The following is a 22,060-nucleotide window of genomic DNA, read 5'->3' as shown; positions in this document are numbered from 1 at the left end:
GCACCTCCACCTTGATACTCACTACGTCAAGAAATTAGTTCCAACGGGAGCTTTGTGGCAACTGTCCCTACAAACGTCGTCCGGTCGACAGCTTTCTACCGGGAGCTTCCAAAACCTGCCATTCCGCCCCCGCCCCCATATTGGCGACGTCATATCCAGACGCCATCACCAAATCTCGCGCACCGCTGACTCTTTTCCCGATCCTCAAACGTCTTAGCTAAAGTGAAACACTGGAGCAGGATCCAATGAGCCTCAAGGACAGGAAAATCGTGGTCACCGGCGGCAGCCGGGGGCTTGGCCTCGGCCTGGTCGAAGCGCTAGTCGAGCAGGGCGCCGAGGTGACTGTTGTCGCGCGGGGCGCCGAGGCGCTGGAAGCGGTTGCTGCGCGGCTTGGGGTCGCCACCATTGCGGCCGATGTCACGGACGAGGACGCGGCCTATCGTATTCTGGGCGAGGTGCGGCCTGACATAGTGGTGCTCAATGCCGGTGCCACGCCGCGCATGGGGCGGCTGGACCAGTTGAAGTGGGAGGATTTCTCCGTCGCCTGGGAAACCGACGTCAAGGCCGGGCTCTACTGGCTGCAGGCGGCGCTGAACCTGCCGCTCAAGCCGGGCAGCCGGGTGCTGGTCGGGTCGAGCGGCGCCGCCGTCACCGGATCGCAGATGTCGGGCGGTTATGGCGGCTCCAAGCGGATGTTGTGGTTCATGGCCAAGTACGCCAATGGCGTGGCGCAAGAGAAAGGCCTCGGCATACGCTTCCAGGCGATCCTGCCCCGGCAGATGATCCTCGGCACCGGGATCGGCGATGCGGCCGCCGGCGCCTATGCCGGCTCGATGGGCATCACGCCGGAACAATTCGTCGCCCGCTTCGGCGCGCCGATGCCGCCCCGGGCGTTCGGCGACAGGGTCGTCTCGCTGCTGGAGGACCCGGCCCATGCCGAGGGCGTCGTCTTCGGCCTCAGCGGCGACGCGGGCGTGACGATCATGGAGGGCGCTGGTCCTTGAGCGACGGAAAGCCAGCCGTGGAGCGCGACCGGCGGGAGGGGCTGCTTGCCCTTGCCGCCGCGCTGCGGCCGGAACTGCACCGCTATTGCGCCCGCCTGATGGGATCGGTCATCGACGGCGAGGATGTCGTGCAGGATACGTTCGCCCGCGCCTTCGTGGCGCTCGACGAGTTGTGCGAGGTGCCGCAGCTGAGGCCCTGGCTGTTCAGGATCGCCCACAACCGGGCGCTCGACCTGTCGCGCAGCCGCGCGATCCGCGTGGCCGAGCCGATCGAGGCGGCGCTTGACATTGCCGACGCGGCCGACCCGGTGGAGATGCTGATGCGCAGGCAAGCCGTGCAAACCGCCGTGTCGCGCTTCGCGGAGCTTCCCGTGCCGCAACGCAGCGTCGTCATCCTCAGGGATGTGCTCGACGAGCCGCTGGCCGACATCGCCGCCTTGCTTGGCACCACGGTGGATGCGGTGAAGGGGCATCTGGCGCGCGGCCGTGCCCGGCTTCGGCAGATCAACGCGCAGGCCGACCCGCGGCCCGATGCGCGCATCGCCTCCGCCGCTATCGTGCGCTACGTCAACATGTTCAACCAGCGCGACTGGGACGGCTTGCGCGCGCTGCTTGCCGACGATGTGAGGCTCCATCAGTCGATGCACCCGCCGCGCGCGGGCGCCGCCGACGTCGGCATGTTCTTCACGATCTACGCCAAGAGCGACGGCTTGTGGCTCAAGCCGGCATGGGTCGAGGGCCGCGAGGTGATCGCGGTGTTCGAAGACCGGACCGCGGCGAAGCCGAATCACTTCATGTGGCTGGAATGGCGCGAAGGCCGGATCAGCTTCATTCGCGACTACCGCTACGTCCGCTACATCCTCGACGACGCGGACCTGATGCTGGCAAGGGAAGCCGGAGCTTCCCGTGGTGGCGGCGGACGCTGATAGGAGACAACAGGTCGCGAGGCGTCGTGCCTTCACGACGGAATGAGGGTGGAGACCTCGCGGTCGGACGGCCGTTCGCTCGCGGCCAGCCCGGCGGCGACGCCGGCGCGGTCGGCGGCGTTGCGGTTCTGGCTCATCTTGCGCTTGCCTTCGAGCCTCACGACCGGCATGCGCAGGCCGACAATGCCGCGAAGCTGCGACTGGATGAAGTCGGGCGGCGCGTCCGACACCGCCCAGCGCGGCGCATCGCGCGCACCCTCATGCAGGTTGGTCAGCCGGGTGACGACCTCCAGCAGCCTGTCCGCATCGTCGAAGAACTCGACCGGCCCGTAGGCGTGAACGGCCGCGTAGTTCCAGGTCGGCACGACCTTGCCGGTTTCCTGCTTGGTCGCGTACCAGGACGGCGTCACATAGGCGTCCGGCCCCATGAAGATGGCAAGCCCGTCGCCAATCGCGGGAATACGCCACTGCGGGTTGGCCCTGGCCAGATGGCCATGGATCACGCCGTGCTCACCCTCCGTCTCGTCGAGAAAAAGCGGCAGGGGGGTGGCCAGCGGCCCGTCCGCCGTGGCGGTGACCAGATTTGCCAGCCGTGCGGCGCGGATCGTCGCCATCAGGCTGTCTTTGTCGTCGTCGCGGAAGGCGGGCGGGGTATACATGGTCGAACTCCTTGCGTTGCAGCCACAGATGCCAGACAATCTGGCCTGTTGGAATATCCAGTTTCGAAGAGTTAAGGTGGTCCAGTTGAATGAGGACGGAGCCGCGCGCCGCATCATCGCGGCCATCAAGGAGCAGATCCACGGCGGCGCCTATCAGCCTGGCGACCGTCTGCCGTCGACCCGGGTCTTCGCCGCCGAATGGGGGGCGTCGCGCACGACGGTGACGGCGGCCTACAGCCAGCTCATCGCCGAGGGGTATCTGATCTCGCGGGCCGGGGCGCGCGCTGAAGTGGCGCAGGGGCTGGGGGCCGCGGTGGCGCCCAAACCCGCCATGGCGGCCGCGCCCCGTCACCTCTCGGCCTTCGCGCAACGCCTGCTCGGCCTGCCGGTGCCAGCCCTGGCGCAGCCGGCGCGGGTCGCGGATTTCCGCTATGGCGATCTGTCGGGCGCCGACTTTCCGGTTCTGGCCTGGCGGCGCGCGATGAACAGGGCCAGCGTGCGGGGCGGCGCGCGGCTGGCCTATGGCGATCCGCAGGGCTCGGCCGATCTGCGCGCCGCGCTGCAAGGCTATCTCTGGCGGGCGCGCGGCATCTCCTGCACGCCGGACCGGATCGTGATCGTCAACGGCTCCCAGCAAGGGCTCGATCTCTGCGCCCGGCTGCTGCTCGATACGGGAGACCGCTTCGTCATCGAAAACCCCGGCTATCTGCTTGCCCGCCAGGCCTTCGCGGCGGCGGGCGGTGTCGCCATGCCCATTGCCGTCGACGGCGACGGGCTGAGGACGGACGCGCTGCCGCCGGCGCGGCTCGCCTATGTGACGCCCTCGCACCAGTTTCCGCTCGGCGGCGTCCTGTCGGCGACGCGCCGGCGCGCGCTGCTGGCCTGGGCGGCGCGGGAAGCCGCCTATGTCATCGAGGACGATTACGACGGCGAATACCGCTACGACATCGCCCCCATCCCGCCGTTGCAGACGCTGGACGCGGATATGGTCATTTATGCCGGCACGCTGTCCAAGACGCTGTCGCCGACGCTGCGGCTCGGCTATCTCGTCGTTCCCGCCGGTCTGCGCCAGGCGTTCAGCGCGGCCAAGCGCCTGACGGACCGGCACTCGCCGCTGCTGGAGCAGGACGCGCTGGCCGACATGCTGGCCAGCGGCGCTTACGAGCGCCACGTGCGCGCCATCCGCAGGAAGAACGCCGAGCGAAGGGCGCTGCTGCTGCGGGCGCTGGCGGACAAGCTCGGCCAATCGGTCACCATCGAGGGCGCCGACACCGGGCTGCACCTGGTCATCTGGGTGAACGGCGTCGGCGCCGATCGCGTTGCCTCGATCGTCACGGCCGCGCAGGCCGCCGGGATCGGCCTCCATCCGGTGACGCCGCTCTACGACCCGGCTGGGCCACAGCCGGCCACGGCGGGGTTCATCCTCGGCTATGCCGGGCTCCACGTGGATGCCTTGCGGCAGGGCGTGGCGGTGCTGGCGGCGGTGCTGGCCGGGTTCCGCTGAAATCAGCCGAGAAGGTTGCGCGCCGTGCGCATGAAGATCTTCGAGCCGATCGGAATCAGGTCGTCGGGAAAGTCGTAGTCGGGATTGTGCAGGGCAGGGTGGCGTTCGCCGGCGCCGAGAAAGAACATCGCCGAGGAGGCGCTGTGGCCGAACAGGCCGAAATCTTCCGAGGCGCGCATCGGCAGGGCTTCCTCGCCATGCGCGACGCTCTCTTCGTCGAGGGCGCGCCGCAGATGCTCGACCGCGTCGGGCGCGTTGACGCTGGCGACGAAGATCTCGTGATAGTCCCACCTGGCCGAGAGGCGGTGCCGGCCGGCAATCTCCTTGACCAGCGTTTCGGCGGCGGCGCAGAGGTCCGCCATGCGCTCGTCGCGGCGGGTGCGCAGCGTCGCCCAGACCTCGGCATGGGCGGGCGCGATGCCGAACACGGCTTCGCCCATCTCAGCGTGGGTGACGGTGACCATGGAGAAGTCGTCATCGGCGAAGGTCGCGCGGCCGAGCGCGGGCAAAGCCGGCATCAGCTCCGAGATCGCCGGCATGGGCGAGGTTCCGGTCTCGGGCATGGAGGAGTGCGCGGTCTTGCCTTCCAGCACGATGCGCATGCCGCGCGAGGCGCAGTTGACCACGCCGGGCTTGAGCCTGACCTCGCCGAACGGCACGCCGGGCAGATTGTGCAGCGAGAAGGCAAAATCCGGCGCGATCTCGCCGAAGCGGGGATCGGCGACGACGCCGGCCGCGCCATTGCCGGTTTCCTCCGCCGGCTGGAAGATCAGCACGACACGGCCGCTGGCCGGCCGCTCGCGGCCGAACTGGCGGCCAAGCGCTGCCAGGATCGCGGTGTGTCCGTCATGGCCGCACATATGCGACTTGCCCGGCACTTGCGAGGCATGCGGCACGCCCGACAGTTCCTCGATCGGCAACGCATCGAGTTCGGAACGAAACAGGACGGTCGGTCCGTTTTTGCCGCTGTCGTAGATGGCCGCGACGCCGTGCCCGCCCAGCCCGGTCAGCACCTTGTCCGGCCCTGTGTCGGCGAGGAAGGCGACGACCGCTTCAGCCGTCTTCTCCTCCTCGTTCGAGATTTCCGGCTGCCGGTGCAGCTTGCGCCGCCACTCGGTCAGTTCGACAATATCGCGATTGGTCAGGGTCATGGGTTTCGCGCCTCCGCTGCATTCCCGTGCTAGCGATAAACGGCCGTGCCGGCCACGGTCCAACTTCCGGGCTTTGGCGGGCCAGAAACCTTCGCACCCGTTATTTCACGCGGTTGGGGCAGAGCGCCTTGAACGGGTCCAGCGTGTAGTCTTAACCGGAAGCTCCTCCCTTTGGCCGGGAGGATCGGCGCCCGACAAGGCGCGGTCAAGACCCGTTGCACCGGCGCATCTTGCCATCTGGCCCAATCGCCTTGGCCTACGAACCGGATGGTCATTATGAGACGATTGTTTATAACGGTCGCTGAAATCGCCATACCAAGGGGAGACGATGCGCTACATACGTCCGCTTTCAATCGAAGACGCCGTCGGCCAACTGGCCGGATCGGCCGGCCCGGCCGCCATCCTTGCCGGAGGCAGCGACCTCCTGGTGAGGATGAAGGGCGGCTTTGTCGAACCCGAACTGATCATCGACATCAAGTCGATCGCCGGCCTGCGCGACATCAAGGAAACCGCCGACGGCTTCAGCATCGGTGCCGCCGTGCCTTGCGCGGTGCTGGGCGAGAACGCCGCGCTCAAGAAAGCATGGCCAGGCGTCGTCGAGGCGGCGAAGCTGATCGGTTCCAAGCAGGTGCAGGGACGTTGCACAATTGTTGGCAATCTATGCAACGCCTCGCCGGCGGCAGACAGCGTGCCGGCGCTGGTGGCGGCAGGTGCGAAGGCAGTGGTCGTCGGCCCGTCGGGCAAGCGCACCATTGCCGTCGAGACCGTGCCGACCGCGCCGGGCCGGACATCGCTCGCCAAGGGCGAGATCATCGAGGCGATCCTGCTCGGCAGCCAAGCGCCGCGGTCGGCCGATGCGTATCTGCGGTTCATTCCGCGCACGGAGATGGACATCGCCGTGGTCAGCGCCGGCGTCAACCTGACGCTGGACGAGGCGGGCGTCGTGACGGCGGCCCGCGTGGCGATCGGCGCCGCGGCGCCGACCGTGCTTTTGGTGGAGGAAGGGGCCGAGGCCCTGATCGGCCGCAAGCTCGACGAAGCAGCGCTGGAGCGGCTGGCCAAGGTCTGCGCCGGGGCCTGCCGCCCCATCGACGACAAGCGCGGCACAATAGAATTCAGACGCAAGGTTGCGGGCGTGCTGGCGAGGAGAGCCGCACAGACCGCCTATGCACGTGCAGGAGGCAAATGATGGCTGGCGTAGCGGTTTCAACCACGATCAACGGCGACACGATTGAATATCTCTGCCAGCCCGACGAGACGCTGCTCGACGTGCTGCGCGACCGGCTCGGGCTGACCGGCGCCAAGGAAGGCTGCGGCACGGGCGACTGCGGCGCCTGCAGCGTCATCCTCGACGACCGGCTGGTCTGTTCGTGCCTGGTGCTCGGCGCGGAAGCGGAAGGCCGGCGCATCGAGACCGTCGAGGGCATGGCGCATGGCGACAAGCTGCACCCGCTGCAGCAGAAGTTCCTGGAGCATGCGGCGCTGCAATGCGGCATCTGCACGCCCGGCTTCCTGATCGCGGCCAAGGACCTCTTGGCCAAGAACCCCGACCCGACCGAGGAGGAAATCCGCTTCGGCCTGGCCGGCAATCTCTGCCGCTGCACCGGCTATGACAAGATCGTGCGCGCCGTCCAGGACGCGGCAATCGTGATGAAGGGAGCCTGAGATGAATTTCGATCCGCGTTTTTCGGGGCGTAAATTCGCTTCCGTCGGCACGCGCCCGATCCGTCCCGACGGCGTCGACAAGGTGACCGGCCGCGCCCGCTACGGCGCCGACTTCAACATGGCCGGCCAGCTGGTCGGCCGCGTGCTGCGCAGCCCGCACGCGCATGCCAAGATCAGGAAGATCGACACCTCGAAAGCGGAAGCGCTTGCGGGCGTCAAGGCGGTGATTACGGCGAAAGACCTGCCTGATCTCACCGATGGCGATGCCGCCATGTACGACATCCTCGACAATTGCATGGCGCGCACCAAGGCGCTCTATGACGGCCACGCGGTGGCCGCGGTCGCCGCGATCGATGCCCACACCGCCAGGCAGGCGCTGAAGTTGATCGTGGTCGACTACGAGGTGCTGCCGCATGTCACCGACGTCGACGAGGCGATGCAGCATCACGCCCCGCTGATCAACGACACGGTCTTCACCGAGGGGCTGGAGGAAAAGCCGGTCAAGCCGTCCAACGTCACCAAGCGCAGCCAGTTTGGCCATGGCGACGTGCATCAGGGTTTTGGGCACGCCGACTTCATCGTCGAGCGCTCGTTCAAGACCGAGCAGACGCACCAGGGCTATATCGAGCCGCATGCCTGCGTGGCCAATGTCAGCTCCGACGGCACCGCGGACCTCTGGGTCTGCACGCAGGGCCATTTCGTCTACCGCCAGCACTGCGCCCAGCTGCTCGGCATGGAAGCCTCGAAGCTGCGCGTCACCTCGTCGGAGATCGGCGGCGGCTTCGGCGGCAAGACCCATGTCTGGGCCGAGCCGGTGGCGCTTGCCCTGTCGCGCAAAGCCGGCCGCCCGGTGAAGCTGGTGATGACGCGCGACGAGGTGTTCCGCGCCTCGGGGCCAACCAGCGCCACCTCGATCGACGTCAAGATCGGCGCCCGCAAGGACGGCACCATCACGGCCGCGGAAGCCACGCTGCGCTATTCCGCCGGCCCCTATGCCGGTTCATGGGCCGAGATCGGCGCCATGACGGCGTTCGCCTGCTATCGTCTCGATAACGTCAAGACCGTCGGCTACGAAGTGCTGGTCAACCGGCCGAAGACCGCCGCCTATCGCGCGCCCTCGGCGCCGATGGCGGCCTTCGCGGTGGAAAGTGCTGTCGACGAGCTCGCCAAGGAGCTCGGCATGGACCCGGTCGAGTTCCGCATCAGGAACGCCGCCCAGGAAGGCACGCGCTCGTCCTACGGCCCGGTCTACGGCCCGATCGGCATCGGCCCGACGCTGGAAGCGGTGAAGGCCCATGCGCACATGAAGGCGCCCCTGAAGAAGAACCAGGGGCGCGGCATGGCCTGCGGCTTCTGGTTCAATTTCGGCGGCCAGACCTGCGTCGACCTGAACATCGGCATGGACGGCTCGGTGTCGCTCGCCGTGGGTACCGTCGATGTCGGTGGTTCCCGCGCCTCGCTGTCGCTGGTGGCGGCGGAGGAACTGGGCATCGACTATGCCCAGCTCAAGGCGGTGGTCGCCGACACGTCGAGCCTCGGCTACAACGACATGACCGACGGCAGCCGCGGCACCTTCTCGTCCTCGATGGCGACCATCTCGGCCGCCCGCAACGCGATCAAGATCCTGCGCGAGCGCGCCGCGCAGATGTGGGATATTTCCGTCGACGACGTCGTCTGGGAACAGGGCCACGCGGTCGCCAAGGGCGACAAGCACGGCAATCTCGGAAAACTGTCGCTGAAGGAGATCGCGGCCAAGTCCGGCACCACGGGCGGGCCGATCGCCGGCCACAGCGAACTCGTCGCCGACGGCGCCGGCGTCTCCTTCGCCACCCATATATGCGACGTCGAGGTCGACCCCGAGACGGGCGCGACCAGGGTGATCCGCTACACGGTGGTGCAGGATGCCGGCAAGGCGGTGCACCCGACCTATGTCGAGGGCCAGTACCAGGGCGGTGCCGCGCAAGGCATCGGCTGGGCGCTCAACGAGGAGTATATTTACGGCAAGGACGGCCGGCTGCAGAACGCCGGCTTCCTCGACTACCGCATCCCGGTCTGCTCCGACCTGCCGATGATCGACACGCAGATCCTGGAAATCCCCAACCCCAACCACCCCTATGGCGTGCGCGGCGTCGGCGAAACCTCGATCGTGCCGCCGCTGGCGGCGATCGCCAACGCGGTCTCGAACGCGGCCGGCGTGCGCATGACCCACATCCCGATGTCGCCGCCACGCATCCTGGCGGCGATCGAGGCGGAACGGGAAGGGTAGAGGGCGAAAGCTAGGGATAAGGTGTGTTGAGATTCTGGTCAGGCCGAGCCGAAAGTGGCGGGTTCCGAGAACCGGAGCGGAGCGTACTTGAAGTACGTGAGCACCGGAAGCGCAGGAACCTGCCATTTGCAGGCCGGCCTCACCTGAATATCAGCACACCGTAGCGCCGATGGTCGAAGTCACCCTTTGGGGCGCGCTGAGCCAGCTTGCCGGGGGCAAGAGCAAGGTCGAGGTCGAGGCCAAGGACATCAGGGAGCTGTTCAGGAAGCTGGCTGAACAGTATCCCGGGTTCGAGCCATGGATCGATCGCGGGATTGCGGTGGCGATCGACGGGACGATCTATCGCGATACTTGGGGGAAGAAGCTGCCGCCGGGGGCGGAGATATTTTTGCTGCCGCGGCTGGCGGGGGGGTGAGGGGGCAGGGCGCCTCGCTGCCATTGGCTCTAACGTCTTGGTAGGGGCCGTGAGCAGACTTGCAGCTGTTGGAAAATAGATTGTCGATACCGGACATTTAGTAACCAGCGGAACCAACAGCGGATATGGGATCAAAGCAAACAGATGAGTCTCAAAGGGACAAATCGACTACGGACGTAGCCGCCGCTGTTGCGGCGTGACATGTACAGAACCGGAAGCAGCGCGACGCACGATTGACCTTGACGGAAATGCCTGAGGAAAGAGCTGACGCAAGCACAGCATCTGCCTCGGATTTCGGCACCTTGACCTAGTCTGCGTTAGCGAATGCTACAGTTGGACGATCCACGGGAATGGAGGGCGTCGCCGTCAGCTCACGACCTGACCTGACGTTCGTCAGCCCTTTCAGTTTGATAGAACATTGGAGGTATCCGTGGGAGACCCGGGCGCTGCATATAAGTCGAATACCGCTGCTGCACTCGTGTGACAAACGGCGGCAGCAGACGGCCGATCCGCTCGCTTTTATCGGCTCCAAGTTGCTTTAGCGTCTTGATCTTCATGTCCTTGAACTTCACCGTGAAAGTTTTGCCATCCATCATCGCGAAGACGAAGGTTTCGTTGTCCTTCTCGTTCTTGATGATGCCGTAAGCAGCGTCGATGCGGGTCTCAACGTCCGTGACTTCCTGAACCTTCAAGAGATAGAGCTGATGATCTTCGCCCCCACGGAGACAGTCGCACTCTGCCCGGACGTTCATCCAGTGTGAGGTCTGGGTGTCGCTGACCTTGGTCGCGAAGATATCTCCGGGCGCATAGTAGTCCGGCTTCAGGCGGTCGTTGCGGAGGAAGCGCTCGCCCTCTAGCACGCGAAAGACAGACGCGCGGTATGCTTCTTCGTCCTTCGCCTTATGTTCAGCGACGTCCTTCGTGAAAGGCTCCAGGTCGACGTCCAGAAAAGCCATGCGGGATTCTACGAGGCGGTTAAGAAGCTTGTTCATCTCCACCTCGGGAGGGACCTCATCGGCCCCAAACGTCTGCCAGACCAGTACCGGCCAAAAGGGGGTGCGGTTGTGTAGATCGATGAAAAGGTCGTTGGCGGCGCGGATATAATTCCGCTCCCAGGTTTTGAGCGTAAGCACCGACGGGTTGCTCTGCGCATAGTCTTCCAGAACCGAATATAGCTTATCAACGACATCGGATTTCCGCATCACGAGGATATGCGACTCTTCCACGCTGCGGTGCAGGTCCTTATCTGCTCGGAGTTCCTCGACGATCGAGTCCGGATCTTCGTTGGAAAAGATGAACACCGGAGCGTGACGGCTCTGGCTTAGCCGTTTCAGGAACGCGATGTTGTCCGCGATCATTTCCTCATGCAGGCCCGCAGGTAAGCGCACGCCAGCTTCCAGAGGCCCCCCGCCGTCATTGGCTAGGTTCCAGTCCATGATAAAGAACGACGCCCGAGAAAAATGCTCAAGGTCATACTCGATTGGAGGGAGCGCGGGTAGCTCAATCGCGTGGCCCCCTGCATCGCGGATATTCTGCAATATCCTCTTTATGGCGTCCTCGGTCTGGATGCCGTTATCGATGACGACCGCGATACCTTTGAAAAGGTTTGGAACGGCGTCGGTCATGCCTGACCCTTGACGAAAGAAACCACCAGATTAGCCCCCTTGAGAATTCGTTGGTCACTGCCTGCTATGTCTATCGAGTATTCATGCCGCTCAAGCAGTTGCCGGGCGATGTAAAGACCGAGCCCGCGACCTTCTTCGCCCTTCCCTGAGTAGAAGGGCTCAAACAGATACGGCAGGTCCTCTTCCCGGAAACCAGGTCCGCTATCGGCGAAGATCATCCTGCCTGCGTCTCCGTCCAGCAGGATCTCTATTTCGCGAGGCTGAGGCGCGCTCTGTAACCAGTATGTTGAATTATCGAATAAGTTCAAAAGCAGCTGAAGAAGAACGGCATCGGTCGTCTTCGCGACAAGAGGCGAGCCCGTGCTCTCCACGGTCACTTGTATGGAGTGCCTTTCTAGCAGCGACCTAAAGATTTTGGCGACTTTTTCGACCAGTTCCGAGACACGGATATCCTTACGTCGCTGTTTCGTCGACCGAAACAGCATCTGCATGTCCGCCATCTGCGACTGGATGAAGCTCAGCAGTCCACGCATCGCGAGTAGTTCCGCGCGCAGTGCCTCTTTGTCGATCTTGGCATCGCTATCACATTGCACAATCAGGCGGTCGATCGCAGCCATGACGCGCTGCATGGCGATCATTAGGTCGTGGGACGCGGCTTCGACAGAGAGGCCCACCCCAGCAAGATGCTCGGTGTTCTCCGCGCGTTGAACCAGATATCGGCGCTCCGCCTTATATTGGCGGTTTGCCTCCGAGAGCTTTTCGCGCACTACAGGCGGAACATGTTCAGCTGCGGCGGCAGTGATGGCGTCGTCCATTAAGGACTGGACTTTCCCGCTACGGAAAACGTCGACGTCCTGCGATTTCTGCGATCGCTGCTTGTATTGATTGTAAGGGGTCTTCCGAACCCAAGCCAAGAAGGTTTGAAGCAGCGACCGGAAATCTTCAACGGCACGGCCCGTGTCTACCAGGCCCTCACGGCTGGTTTTGTCTCTAAGGTCGGGATTGCCCTCCTGGGAAATCTTCACGAAGCCCACGACTTGGTCGTTGCTCAGGAACTCGCTGGCGCGGACTGTGCCGCGGCGCACGTCGATCAGCAGCCAGTCGTCATCAGGATCGCCGTACGGATACACGCGGATGTCATCGCGATACAGATAGATGCGATGGTTTTTGATGAGCTCCTTGTCATCTTTGTTTAGCTGGTGCTTTCCTTTGGCATCGTTGCTGAAATCGAAGACGAAAAAGGAAAAACCGAACGACCCGCACTCCGTTCGCAACTGGTCTACCTGATCGGGCTTCAGATCCAAACCCTTGAGATAATCCCGGAAGACTGCGAGACCGGACACCTCTGGATCAACGAGCTTGAGATCCTGCAATTGCCCGTCTATGTCAAAATGGAACGCACGGTCATTTTCATCGTACCTCCCCACAATTCGAAAGACCGCGTTATCGCTCATCAGCACTTCGAGGCGCTCACGCTTGTCGGTGCCTAGAGGTTCGTAGGTTTTGTCCCGGTAGACGTAGACGGCGAAGTTTTCGTGTCCCGACGGCTCACTGTTCTGCTCCCCGGGGAAGATCGACTGCAACCGCGTGAGCTCTTCATATACCTTTGTTACCTTCGCCCGTGTCCAACGGCCGACCGGCGGAGAAATCTCAATCCGAGTTCCCTGCGGACGGCGTGGCGTCATCCGTCCGCCTAAATCCACATCCTCCTGAACGATCGTTTTCGCAGGTGAGACGGTCTCGAGCTCAAGCTCCAGCTCGTCGAGAAACATGGCTCGGTTGCCTTGTATGAAATTCTCGTTGAAATCGGCTAGCTTGAGCTCGAGAACGTTCTCGTCCGGCGATCCGGTCGGCCTAGTCGTCATCTTGACGTCGCGGCCCAGCTTAAGAAGCGCAAACCGACCGATGCCCTTTTCGCCTTGGACGATACGACCGCTCGGCGTCGTGCGGCGATTGGCATTCTTGTCCATCAACTTGAGCGGGGTGGCGGGGTTCGCCCAATGGTTTTCGATGACGTCACTGGACATTCCCTGCCCGTCATCCTCCACCACGATCTTGGCGTCGGTGCCGGCACGGAAGCTGCCGTCGAAACCCTCAAAGGTGACTTTCACCCATGTGGCATCGGCGTCATAGGCATTCTTGATAAGTTCTGAAAGTGCGACCTGCTCGTTCCGGATCAACTGATCCCCGAGCATGGTCAACAGGCGTGCATACGGCTTGAACTTGAGCGGCTTAGGACTCATGGACGCTGTGCCATCACGATGTATTCCTCTGCGTAGATCCGCATTGGCGTGGGCGATGCGGACAGCCGGCCGTTCGACAGCCTATATGGTGTGTTTGGCTTATTCGATAGTTGTCGCTTGACAACACGTACATTGACGAAGCCGGATTCCAGAAGACTCTCCACGAGATGGTTTGCGTTGTCGATTCGGATACCCTGAAGTTGGGTATTTCCTACCACGAAAACAGAAATTCCTCTCGGTCGCAAGAACTCGAAGCACCGTAGTACGGCTTTTTGCATGTCTAGGAAGTAAGTCGCGGCAGCTCCTGCCAGCGACTTGTCTCTTTCGAAAAGGCTGAAAACCACTTGTATGCCTACCGAATTTAGCATTCTCACAGCCGACATAAGGTCGGTTCTGCGGGTGTTTGTTCCGATGACGTCTGCGCGAAGGACACGGTGGTCGTCAGCGAAGCCGAGCCAAAGCATAGAGAGCTGGTGCAGGTCTGCATATTCATATGACAGGGCGTATGGGGGGCTCGTCACGATGAGGTCGATCGGCACGACGGGTCGTGCCACATCCGCGATGTTAGCGCGGACAATTTCGGCTTCTGGTGGGTGCGCAGCGCCTGCTTCCGCCCATGCTTCAGCCATGGTCCTGCATTGTCGCTTGAACGCTTCGAGCACTGCAACCGGCACCTTGGATGGATCCTTCGCCGGTTTTGTCGAGCGGCTCTTCCATCTCGAGACAGGCTTCAGTATCGCCGAAAATGCGCATTCGAATGCCAAGGCAGTGTCATCGTCGTCGCCGACCACTTGCGCAATGGCGTTGCGCAGCTTCCCGAGTTCTTCGAACTGTGAAGCCTCAAACCACGGGACAAGCCTCTCCAAAGCCGTCTCGGACAGCGAGGGGCGGGTGGACGACCGATCGCACCGTTCCACGATCTCTGCTGCGATACGGAGAAATTCCTCAGGATCACGGTGCTTCGCCTTCACCTGAGCGATCATGGTTGCGACGGGGTTGATGTCGCATCCCCAGAAGGAATAGTTCCGAGATGCGGCTTCGTATGCCACCGTCCCGCTGCCACAGAATATGTCGCCGACTCGACCCACGTGCACGCCTTCAGCCTGTGCATAATCAATGGACCTCTGCACGAGGAACGCGGGAAATCTTGCGGGATACGCGTGAATTCGGTGTATCTTCGATTCGGGTGATGCGGATTCGGTCCAGTCGGCCGATACGGGCGCAAAATTCAGCCGATTATACTTCCACCGTGCCGGAGAAAAATCGGACACGTCGTCTTCTATGAGAAGCATCAGGGGCACTTGGCTGAGGTCGTCTATTGCACGTCAATTGTAGATTATTGGTGGTTATCAAGTCCTTACATCCTGTCGGGCTGTCGGTAGGCTCGTACCTCGTTTCTCGGAAAGCCCGATGAAAGCCGTTCAATCAATCCACCCATTCCCCGCTCGGATGGCGCCGGACTTGGCGCTGGTGTCTCTGGAGCATCTTCCGGAGGGAAGTGTCGTACTCGACCCGATGGTTGGCTCAGGCACCGTGGTTCGCCAGGCTCTTGAGCGGGGGCACACCGCTCTGGGTTACGATCTCGATCCTCTTGCGGTACTCATGAGCCGTGCCTGGACTACTGAAGTCGCCATCGAAGACATAGACCAGGCCCTCGAACAGCTTCTTCGTACAGTGGCCGGTTACGGAGACGATATACCTGGCCTAGCCTGGCAGGCGGGCGCTGAGACCACCCAGTTCGTAGACTACTGGTTTCACCCTGCGCAAAAGGGTGAACTCGCACGTATCGCGGCTGCACTTCATTTGGCCGGCGGTGAAGACACGACTCACGGCGCATGCGCCGCTCTCGATGTTTTACGGGTCGCCTTCAGTCGTATCATCATCACTAAAGAACAGGGCGCTTCACTTGCTCGGGACACCTCGCACAGTCGCCCACACAGGGTCGCCACCGTGTCCGACTACAAGGTCCTGCCGAATTTCGAGCGGTCCGTCGCGCAACTGAAGAAGCGACTGCTCGAGAATCCGCCAAAAGGAAATGCTCGGGTGCATCGTGGCGATGCTCGGGCTCTCGCTTTGGCAGATGGCTGTGTCGACGCTGTGATCACATCGCCGCCCTATCTAAACGCCATCGACTACATGCGTGGCCACCGCATGTCCTTAGTCTGGCTGGGCCATTCGATTCCCGATCTGAGAAATGTCAGATCCAGCGCCATCGGAGCGGAGCGTGCGGCGGACGCACACGCACGGAATGTAGAACTCGCCGCGGTCGCCACGGCGATGCGCGGAACTGAACTTCTGTCTAGCAGGCTAGAAGGAGTCATTTCGCGTTACGCCCTGGACCTCTTGGACATGACCGCCGAGGTCCAAAGGGTGCTGAAGCCTGGCGGCAGGGCAACTTTCGTGGTCGGCAACAGCTGCATAAAGGGCAGGTTTATCAATAACGCCGACGGGGTCGCAACTTCCGCTGCACGTGCCGGGATGACGGTTATCGAGACAAGGGAACGAGACTTGCCTATCGCGAGCCGCTATCTTCCGGTCTCGGGTGCCAGTCTCTCGAAAAGGATGAGGACCGAGACGGTGCTCGTTTGCCGCAAAGGTTCATAACCACTGACGTAACGAAGGCAGGGGCTCAGAGCACCAATGCAAGTGGAGCTTTTGGAAAACCGAAATGGAGGCGTGAACGACTCGAATGAGGGCGCAAAGCAGCCATTCAGGTCGACCACCGGTTACCGCAGCCTCACAACAAAAACGTCTGCCGCGCCCTCAACGTCGCCGTAATCGCGCCAATCCCCACCTCGATCTCGCGCTTGCCCGCCAGCACCGCATCCTCCGCCACGCCTTCGCGGCCGTTCCCTCCCTTGCCCTACGTCCCAACCACCCCCGCCGCCTGCGCCCGCATATACACCAACCCCGCCACCGCCAGATCTCCCACCGCCAGCCCCCGGAAAACAAACGCCGTCGTCTCGCCCGCGTCCTGCCGCCCCGCAAAATCGCCGCAGACCAGCCCCGTCAGGTCACCCACAACCAGCGCTGGATCAACCATGGGCTTGGTCATATTTCTCTCCTGCTCCAAATCATCGACGACAATGCGGTCGAAGCGGGGCATCGTTTCGGGCAGCCAGGGCAGGGCCTGGTCGGTCATCACGGTGAAGCTTCCCGGCTTCAGCCAGTTGGCGTCGAGGAACGGTTCGGGTTTGGGCACCAGGGTCACCGTCGTCACCACCATGTCGGCGCCTTCGATCGCAGCCTGTGCCGTGTCGCAGGGGATTGCTTGCAGGCCGCGCGAGCGCGCCATCTGGCACAGTGCGTCGCGGTTGGCGGTGCCGCGGCCGAAGGCGCGGATTTCGCGCAAGGGGAAGAGGTCGGCGAATGTCTCTAAATGTCCACGCGCTTGCACCCCGCAGCCGATGAAGGCCAGGGACGACGCTTCGCTTCTGGCCATTTGCCTGGCGGCGACGGCGCTCAAGGCGGCCGTGCGTTTCTCGGTCACCCAATTGCCGTCGACCAGGGCAAGCGGCAGGCCGGTTTCGGCGTCGAGCAGCGTGATCAGCGAATTCAGCGTGGGCAGTCCGCGCCCGGCGTTGCGCGGATTGACGACCAGCGCCTTGGTGGCGAGCACCGGCGGCGTCGACGCAACGCCAAGCGTCGCCATGATGTAGCGGTCGTCGCCCGGCAGCACGACCGCCTTCGGCGCGCACCAGACTTCGCCGCGCCTCTGGCCTGATATCTGGCGTTCGATCTCGTCGACCATGTCGACTGTCGAGATCGACAGGCGGTCGAGCAGCGCCGATGACAGATAGGGCAAGGTTTCGGCGGCCAAGAGTTGGTTGTTCATCCTGTCATTCCTCATGGGATCCTCAAACCGCCGCTTCGCGAGAGCGCCCTCATCGCGGGTCTGGACGCCCTCTCACGCTTCCAGCGTCGGCTCCGTGTTCACCTCCAGCGCCTCTTCCGCCTCATCCTCTTCCCCCAGCACCTCGCCATGCACGCCCAATGCCTTTCCGATCCAGATCGGGTCGACCAGGTGGTCGCGCTTGGGGTTGGTGGTGTTGGGATGGATGAGGATGCTGAGGCCGCCATGGTTCAGCATCAGCCAGGGCACCAGCGTGGCGAAGATTTCGGTGGCGAAGGAGACCTGGTACATGGCCTGCTCATGCGGGCCGACCGGCTCGTCGCGCCAGCTGCCCAGGCGCACGCGGAAACGTTCGGCGATGCGCTGGCGCAGCCATTCGGCGTATTGGCGCTGGGCGGCGTCGCCGTAATAGATATGGGCGTGGTAGCTGGCGATCTCGGCGAGTTGTCTCGGGCTGGGCGGCCGGGGTTGCCCGGCCGGCGTTGTACTGGCTTTGCTCATCTCGATGCTCCCCTGGTGACGCCCCGAGGGAACTGTAGCCGAAGCGCGGGCGGCTTGTCTTCTGCCGTGATCAGCCGGCGCCTTTCCAGCAGGCGACGACATGGCCCGCTTCAACTTCCCGGGCGACAGGTTCGGCCTTGCGGCAGGCGTCGTCGGCCAACGGGCAGCGGCCGGCGAAGGCGCAGCCGGCGAGGGCATAATCGAGGCCGGCATCGCGGCCGGCTTCGATGGCGGCTTCCGCCATGGTCCGCCCCTCATTGGAAGACGCCGCCAGCAGCATCTGCGTGTAGGGGTGGTTGGGGCCGGCGAAAATCTGGTCGGAGGAACCGGTCTCGACCAGGCGGCCGCGATAGAGCACGCCGATGCGGTCGGCCATGTAGCGCACGACGCGGAGATCATGGCTGATGAAGAGATAGGCTGTATGCTTGCTCTTCTGCAGATCGTTGAGCAGGTTGAGCACGGTCGCCTGCACCGAGACGTCGAGCGCCGAGGTCGGCTCGTCCAGCACCACCAGCCTCGGCAGGCCGGCGAAGGCGCGCGCGATCGCCGTGCGCTGGCGCTGGCCGCCCGACAGCGTGCCGGGCTTCTGCTCCGCCGTCGCGCGGGCAAGGCGCACCGAGGCCAAGAGGTCGCCGACGCGCTGCGGTACTGCGCGGCGCGGCAGGCCGGCCAGCCGCCGCAGCGGGCGGCCGAGGATGCGGCCGATGCGCTGGCGCGGATTGAGCGTGCGGTCTGGCGACTGGAACACCATCTGCACGTCGCGCCGCTCGGCTGGCTGGCGCCGCTCGACCAGCGGCGCCACGGTGCGCCCGAACAGTTCGACGCTGCCCGCCGTCGGCGGCTGCAGGCCGGTGACGATACGGGCGAGCGTCGACTTGCCGGAGCCGGATTCGCCGATCAGCCCGAAGGTCTCGCCGGCGGCGATGTCGAGGTCGATGCCGTGCAGCACCGGCTGGCCGGCGAAGGATTGTCTTATGCTGCGGCAGGAGACGGCGATCTCGCGCGGCCGGGCGGGGATGCTGTCGGTGGCCGGCGCCGGCGAGGCGAGGTCGATGGGGCTCGCATCCTCGGCCAGCCTGCCGTCGCGCTTGGTGCGGGTGAGCGTCGGGATCGCCGCGACCAGCGCCTTGGTATAGGCGTGGCGCGGATTGTCGAACACTTCTTCGGCGACACCCGTCTCGACGATCGCGCCGGATTGCATCACCGAGACGCGGTCGCAGGAGCGCCTGATCAGGTTGATGTCGTGGCTGATCAAAAGGATCGAGGTGCGGTGGTCGCGGCGCAGATCGTCGAGGATGGCGATGATCTCGGACTGGACGCTGGCGTCGAGCGCCGTGGTCGGCTCGTCCATCACCAGCAGCGCCGGATCGAGCGCGATCGCGATGGCGATGTTGGCGCGTTGCTGCATGCCGCCCGACAGTTCGTGCGGATAAAGTTTTAGCACGCGCTCGGGGTTGGCGACGCGCACGCGGCCCAGAAGCTGGGCGGCGCGCGCAAACGCATCGTCGCGATGCATCGGCCGGTGGCGCAGGATCGTCTCGGTGATCTGGCCGCCAATGGTCATGCTCGGGTTCAGCGCCGAACCCGGATGCTGGTAGACGGCGGCGATGCGGTCGCCGCGCAGCCGGCGCAGTTCGACGGCGGAGAGGTCGCGGATTTCGCGGTTCTCGAAGGCAAGTTGCGCGGCCTCGACCCGGGCGTGCCGGGGCAGATAGCGCAGCACGGCCAGCGCCACCGAGCTCTTGCCCGAACCGGATTCGCCGACCAGCCCGAGCGCTTCGCCCTGGCCGATCCCGAGCGAGATGTCATCGACCGCGCGGTGGATGCGCCGGGCGCCCCGGTAGGAAACCGAGAGGTGCTCGACGTTCAGAACCGAAGACGACGATGAAGAGGACATGCCCGAAACCACTTTCTGTCCGCGCGGCGATCGGGGGCAATCGCTTCCGCTTTCACATAGAACAATCTCTATAAAATTACTCGAATTAAGCCCGGGCGCAATCTAACTTTTACCGACTGGAAGGTTTTCAGGGCACGGCCACACGCCGCCGCGCCTGACGATTTCCGCATGGACAGGGAAGGCTACCGGCATGTCGCACATGATCCTCAGCGCGTTCTTCTTCAACCCGCAGGGCGACCACCGCATGGCCTGGCGCCACCCCCGCGCGCCGGGGCGCGAGGTGCTCGACTTCGACTATTACCGCGAGCTGGTGCAGGCGGCCGAGCGGGCCACGATCGACACCATCTTCGTCGCCGACCACGTGTCGATCTGGGATTCGGTCAAGAGCGGCGTCGCGCATTACGCCAATGCGCGGCTGGAACCGCTGACGCTGCTGTCGGCGCTGGCCGGCGTCACCAAGCATATCGGCCTGATCACCACGGCGTCGAGTTCCTACAGCGAGCCCTACAATGTGGCGCGGCTGTTCGCCTCGCTCGACCACATCTCCAAGGGCAGGGCGTCGTGGAACGTCGTCACCTCGGCGATGGACGAGGAGGCGCGCAATTTCGGCCGCGACGGCAATATCGAGCACGCCTTCCGCTATGAACGCGCCGGCGAATTCCTCGATATCGTCAAGGCGTTGTGGGACAGCTGGGAGGACGAGGCGCTCCTCATCGACAAGGAGACGGGCTATTTCGCCGATCCCGACAAGGTCCATCCGATCGACCACAAGGGCAAGCATTTCAAGGTGCGCGGGCCGCTCAACGTGTCGCGGCCGCCGCAGGGCCATCCGCTGATCGTGCAGGCCGGCTCGTCCGAGGACGGCAAGAATTTCGCCACCGCCCAGGCCGACGTGCATTTCGCCATCTTCTCCACGCGCGAAGACGGCATCAAATACCGGCAGGACATCAACGAGCGGCTGGCGCGCCACGGCAGGCGGCCGGAAAGCTTCAAGATACTGCCCGGCATCCTGCCGATCGTTGCCGCCTCCGAGGCAGAGGGCCGCGACAAGCAGGAATACCTGCAGACGCTGCTGCCCGACCAGGTCGGCATCGACCTTTTGTCGAGCTGGAGCGGCATCGACCTCTCCGTCTACCCGCCTGATGGCCCGCTGCCGCCGCTGCCGGACGAAAGCACCTTCAATGGCGGGCGCACCTCGCTCAACCGGGTCAAGCAATGGTCGAAGCAGAATCTCAGCCTGCGCGACATCGCCCGCAAGCTCGCCAACAGCGGCTCGGTGCCGACGGTGGCCGGCACGCCGAAGCAGATCGCCGACCAGTTGGAAGACTGGTACGTCGCCGGCGCCTGCGACGGCTTCAATCTGATGTTCCCGCTGCTGCCCGAGGACTGGGTGAATTTCGCCGAGCAGGTGGTGCCGGAACTGCAGCGGCGCGGCCTGGTGCCGACCGAATACGCGCCCGGCACGCTGCGCGACCGCTTCGGCCTTGCCCGCCCCGCCAACCGCTTCGCCGAGCAGCGCGCCAATCAGCGCGCCGTGTCCTGAGGAGGCAGCCATGACCGCGGCACCTAATCTCCAGCCCCGCGAAGCCACCGCTCCGCGTCTCGTCAATGTGCTGCACAGCCCCAAGCGCGTGCGTGTGAAATTCGGCGGCCGCACCATCGCCGACAGCCGCAACGTGCTGGTGCTGCGCTCCAACCATTTCCTGCCGATCTATTTCTTCCCGCCGTCCGCGGTCGATCCTTCGGTGCTGAAACCGTCGCTGCATCGCGAGCCGCATGCGGTCGGCGGCGAGACCGCCTATTGGGACATCGACAGCGGCGACAAGCGCGCCGCCAACGCGGCCTGGTCGTTCACGGCGCCGCCGGATGAAAACCTGGCGCCGCTCGCCGGCCGCATCGCCTTCACCTGGAAGGCGGTCGACCAATGGTTCGAGGAGGAAGAGGAAGTCTTCGTCCACGCCCGTGATCCCTATGCGCGCATCGACGTGCTGCAGAGTTCCAGCCATGTCGAGGTCTGGTTCGACGGCGAGATCATCGCCGACAGCCATCGTCCGGTGCTGCTGTTCGAGACCCATCTGCCGACGCGTTTCTACCTGCGGCCCGAGGACATCAGGCTGGAGCGGCTGACGGCGTCCAGTTCGACGACGCGATGTCCCTACAAGGGCATCGCCTCCTACTGGTCGGGCCTGCTCGGGGATGGTTCGGTTCGCCCCGACATCGCCTGGAGCTATCGCGAGCCGATCGACGAGGTCGCGAAAATCAAGGGCCTGATCGCCTTCTATCCGCAGGCGGTCGACCGCATCCATCTCGACGGCCAGCCCGCCTGACGGCGGCTTTTTTCCCAGTTTCCC

Annotated in this window: 18 protein-coding genes; 10 read left to right on the top strand and 8 right to left on the bottom strand. The window is 64.0% G+C overall.

What is annotated here, in order from left to right; all coding sequences use genetic code 11:
* Positions 1-245 precede the first annotated feature (245 nt).
* Positions 246-1,004, top strand: a complete 759-nt coding sequence (locus tag EN851_RS28305) for an SDR family NAD(P)-dependent oxidoreductase (protein WP_135930478.1) — start codon at positions 246-248, stop codon at positions 1,002-1,004.
* The gene (locus EN851_RS28300) at positions 1,001-1,930 is read left to right on the top strand and encodes a sigma-70 family RNA polymerase sigma factor (protein WP_135930477.1); all 930 of its coding nucleotides are present in this window, start codon (positions 1,001-1,003) and stop codon (positions 1,928-1,930) included. The genes EN851_RS28305 and EN851_RS28300 overlap by 4 nt, the downstream gene beginning before the upstream one ends.
* A 32-nt stretch (positions 1,931-1,962) precedes the next feature.
* Here EN851_RS28300 and EN851_RS28295 read toward each other — a convergent pair whose 3' ends face one another.
* Complete coding sequence (locus EN851_RS28295) at positions 1,963-2,589, bottom strand: FMN-binding negative transcriptional regulator (RefSeq protein WP_135930476.1); 627 nt, start codon at positions 2,587-2,589, stop codon at positions 1,963-1,965.
* Between the two features lie 85 nt (positions 2,590-2,674).
* Between EN851_RS28295 and EN851_RS28290 the strand changes: the two genes are divergently transcribed.
* On the top strand, positions 2,675-4,093 hold the full coding sequence (locus tag EN851_RS28290; RefSeq protein ID WP_245520823.1) for a PLP-dependent aminotransferase family protein: 1,419 nt from the start codon (positions 2,675-2,677) through the stop codon (positions 4,091-4,093).
* Positions 4,094-4,095: 2 nt separating this feature from the next.
* Here EN851_RS28290 and EN851_RS28285 read toward each other — a convergent pair whose 3' ends face one another.
* Positions 4,096-5,244: an amidohydrolase gene (locus EN851_RS28285; protein WP_135930475.1), complete on the bottom strand. Its 1,149-nt coding sequence runs from the start codon at positions 5,242-5,244 to the stop codon at positions 4,096-4,098.
* Between the two features lie 328 nt (positions 5,245-5,572).
* Here EN851_RS28285 and EN851_RS28280 point away from each other — a divergent pair, with 328 nt between their 5' ends.
* From EN851_RS28280 to EN851_RS28265, 4 genes are all read left to right on the top strand, one after another.
* Complete coding sequence (locus EN851_RS28280) at positions 5,573-6,433, top strand: xanthine dehydrogenase family protein subunit M (protein WP_135930474.1); 861 nt, start codon at positions 5,573-5,575, stop codon at positions 6,431-6,433.
* On the top strand, positions 6,433-6,909 hold the full coding sequence (locus EN851_RS28275) for a (2Fe-2S)-binding protein (RefSeq protein WP_127277000.1): 477 nt from the start codon (positions 6,433-6,435) through the stop codon (positions 6,907-6,909). The genes EN851_RS28280 and EN851_RS28275 overlap by 1 nt, the downstream gene beginning before the upstream one ends.
* 1 nt (position 6,910) lies before the next feature.
* On the top strand, positions 6,911-9,175 hold the full coding sequence (locus EN851_RS28270; protein ID WP_135930473.1) for a xanthine dehydrogenase family protein molybdopterin-binding subunit: 2,265 nt from the start codon (positions 6,911-6,913) through the stop codon (positions 9,173-9,175).
* Positions 9,176-9,344: 169 nt separating this feature from the next.
* Positions 9,345-9,590, top strand: a complete 246-nt coding sequence (locus EN851_RS28265; protein ID WP_135930472.1) for a MoaD/ThiS family protein — start codon at positions 9,345-9,347, stop codon at positions 9,588-9,590.
* A gap of 371 nt (positions 9,591-9,961) precedes the next feature.
* Here the strand turns inward: EN851_RS28265 and EN851_RS28260 are convergent, their stop codons facing one another.
* Genes EN851_RS28260 through EN851_RS28250 form a run of 3 tightly spaced genes read right to left on the bottom strand, consistent with a single transcriptional unit; the run spans position 9,962 to position 14,750 of the window.
* On the bottom strand, positions 9,962-11,215 hold the full coding sequence (locus tag EN851_RS28260; protein ID WP_135930471.1) for a hypothetical protein: 1,254 nt from the start codon (positions 11,213-11,215) through the stop codon (positions 9,962-9,964).
* Complete coding sequence (locus tag EN851_RS28255) at positions 11,212-13,458, bottom strand: ATP-binding protein (protein WP_135930470.1); 2,247 nt, start codon at positions 13,456-13,458, stop codon at positions 11,212-11,214. Before EN851_RS28255 ends, EN851_RS28260 begins: the two co-directional genes overlap by 4 nt.
* Complete coding sequence (locus EN851_RS28250; protein ID WP_135930469.1) at positions 13,455-14,750, bottom strand: site-specific DNA-methyltransferase; 1,296 nt, start codon at positions 14,748-14,750, stop codon at positions 13,455-13,457. Before EN851_RS28250 ends, EN851_RS28255 begins: the two co-directional genes overlap by 4 nt.
* 118 nt (positions 14,751-14,868) lie before the next feature.
* On the opposite strand from EN851_RS28250, the gene EN851_RS28245 reads away from it, so the two are divergent.
* Positions 14,869-16,062: a class I SAM-dependent methyltransferase gene (locus EN851_RS28245; RefSeq protein WP_135930468.1), complete on the top strand. Its 1,194-nt coding sequence runs from the start codon at positions 14,869-14,871 to the stop codon at positions 16,060-16,062.
* A 259-nt stretch (positions 16,063-16,321) separates the two neighbouring features.
* Here EN851_RS28245 and EN851_RS28240 read toward each other — a convergent pair whose 3' ends face one another.
* The 3 genes from EN851_RS28240 to EN851_RS28230 all read right to left on the bottom strand — a co-directional run bounded on the left by EN851_RS28240 (position 16,322) and on the right by EN851_RS28230 (position 19,709).
* Positions 16,322-17,293, bottom strand: a complete 972-nt coding sequence (locus EN851_RS28240) for an ornithine cyclodeaminase family protein (protein WP_135930467.1) — start codon at positions 17,291-17,293, stop codon at positions 16,322-16,324.
* 72 nt (positions 17,294-17,365) lie between these two features.
* Positions 17,366-17,812, bottom strand: a complete 447-nt coding sequence (locus EN851_RS28235) for a DOPA 4,5-dioxygenase family protein (RefSeq protein ID WP_135930466.1) — start codon at positions 17,810-17,812, stop codon at positions 17,366-17,368.
* A gap of 70 nt (positions 17,813-17,882) precedes the next feature.
* Complete coding sequence (locus EN851_RS28230) at positions 17,883-19,709, bottom strand: ABC transporter ATP-binding protein (RefSeq protein WP_135930465.1); 1,827 nt, start codon at positions 19,707-19,709, stop codon at positions 17,883-17,885.
* Positions 19,710-19,899: 190 nt separating this feature from the next.
* Between EN851_RS28230 and EN851_RS28225 the strand changes: the two genes are divergently transcribed.
* Complete coding sequence (locus tag EN851_RS28225; protein ID WP_135930464.1) at positions 19,900-21,252, top strand: LLM class flavin-dependent oxidoreductase; 1,353 nt, start codon at positions 19,900-19,902, stop codon at positions 21,250-21,252.
* Between the two features lie 10 nt (positions 21,253-21,262).
* Entirely contained in the window at positions 21,263-22,036 is a 774-nt protein-coding gene (locus EN851_RS28220) for a DUF427 domain-containing protein (RefSeq protein WP_135930463.1), read from the top strand.
* Positions 22,037-22,060 lie beyond the last annotated feature (24 nt).

The sequence above is a fragment of the Mesorhizobium sp. M8A.F.Ca.ET.208.01.1.1 genome, from assembly GCF_004791315.1.
Classification (GTDB): Bacteria; Pseudomonadota; Alphaproteobacteria; order Rhizobiales; family Rhizobiaceae; genus Mesorhizobium.
Note: the sequence above shows the minus strand (reverse complement) of the source record. Positions and strands in the feature narration are given on the sequence as shown.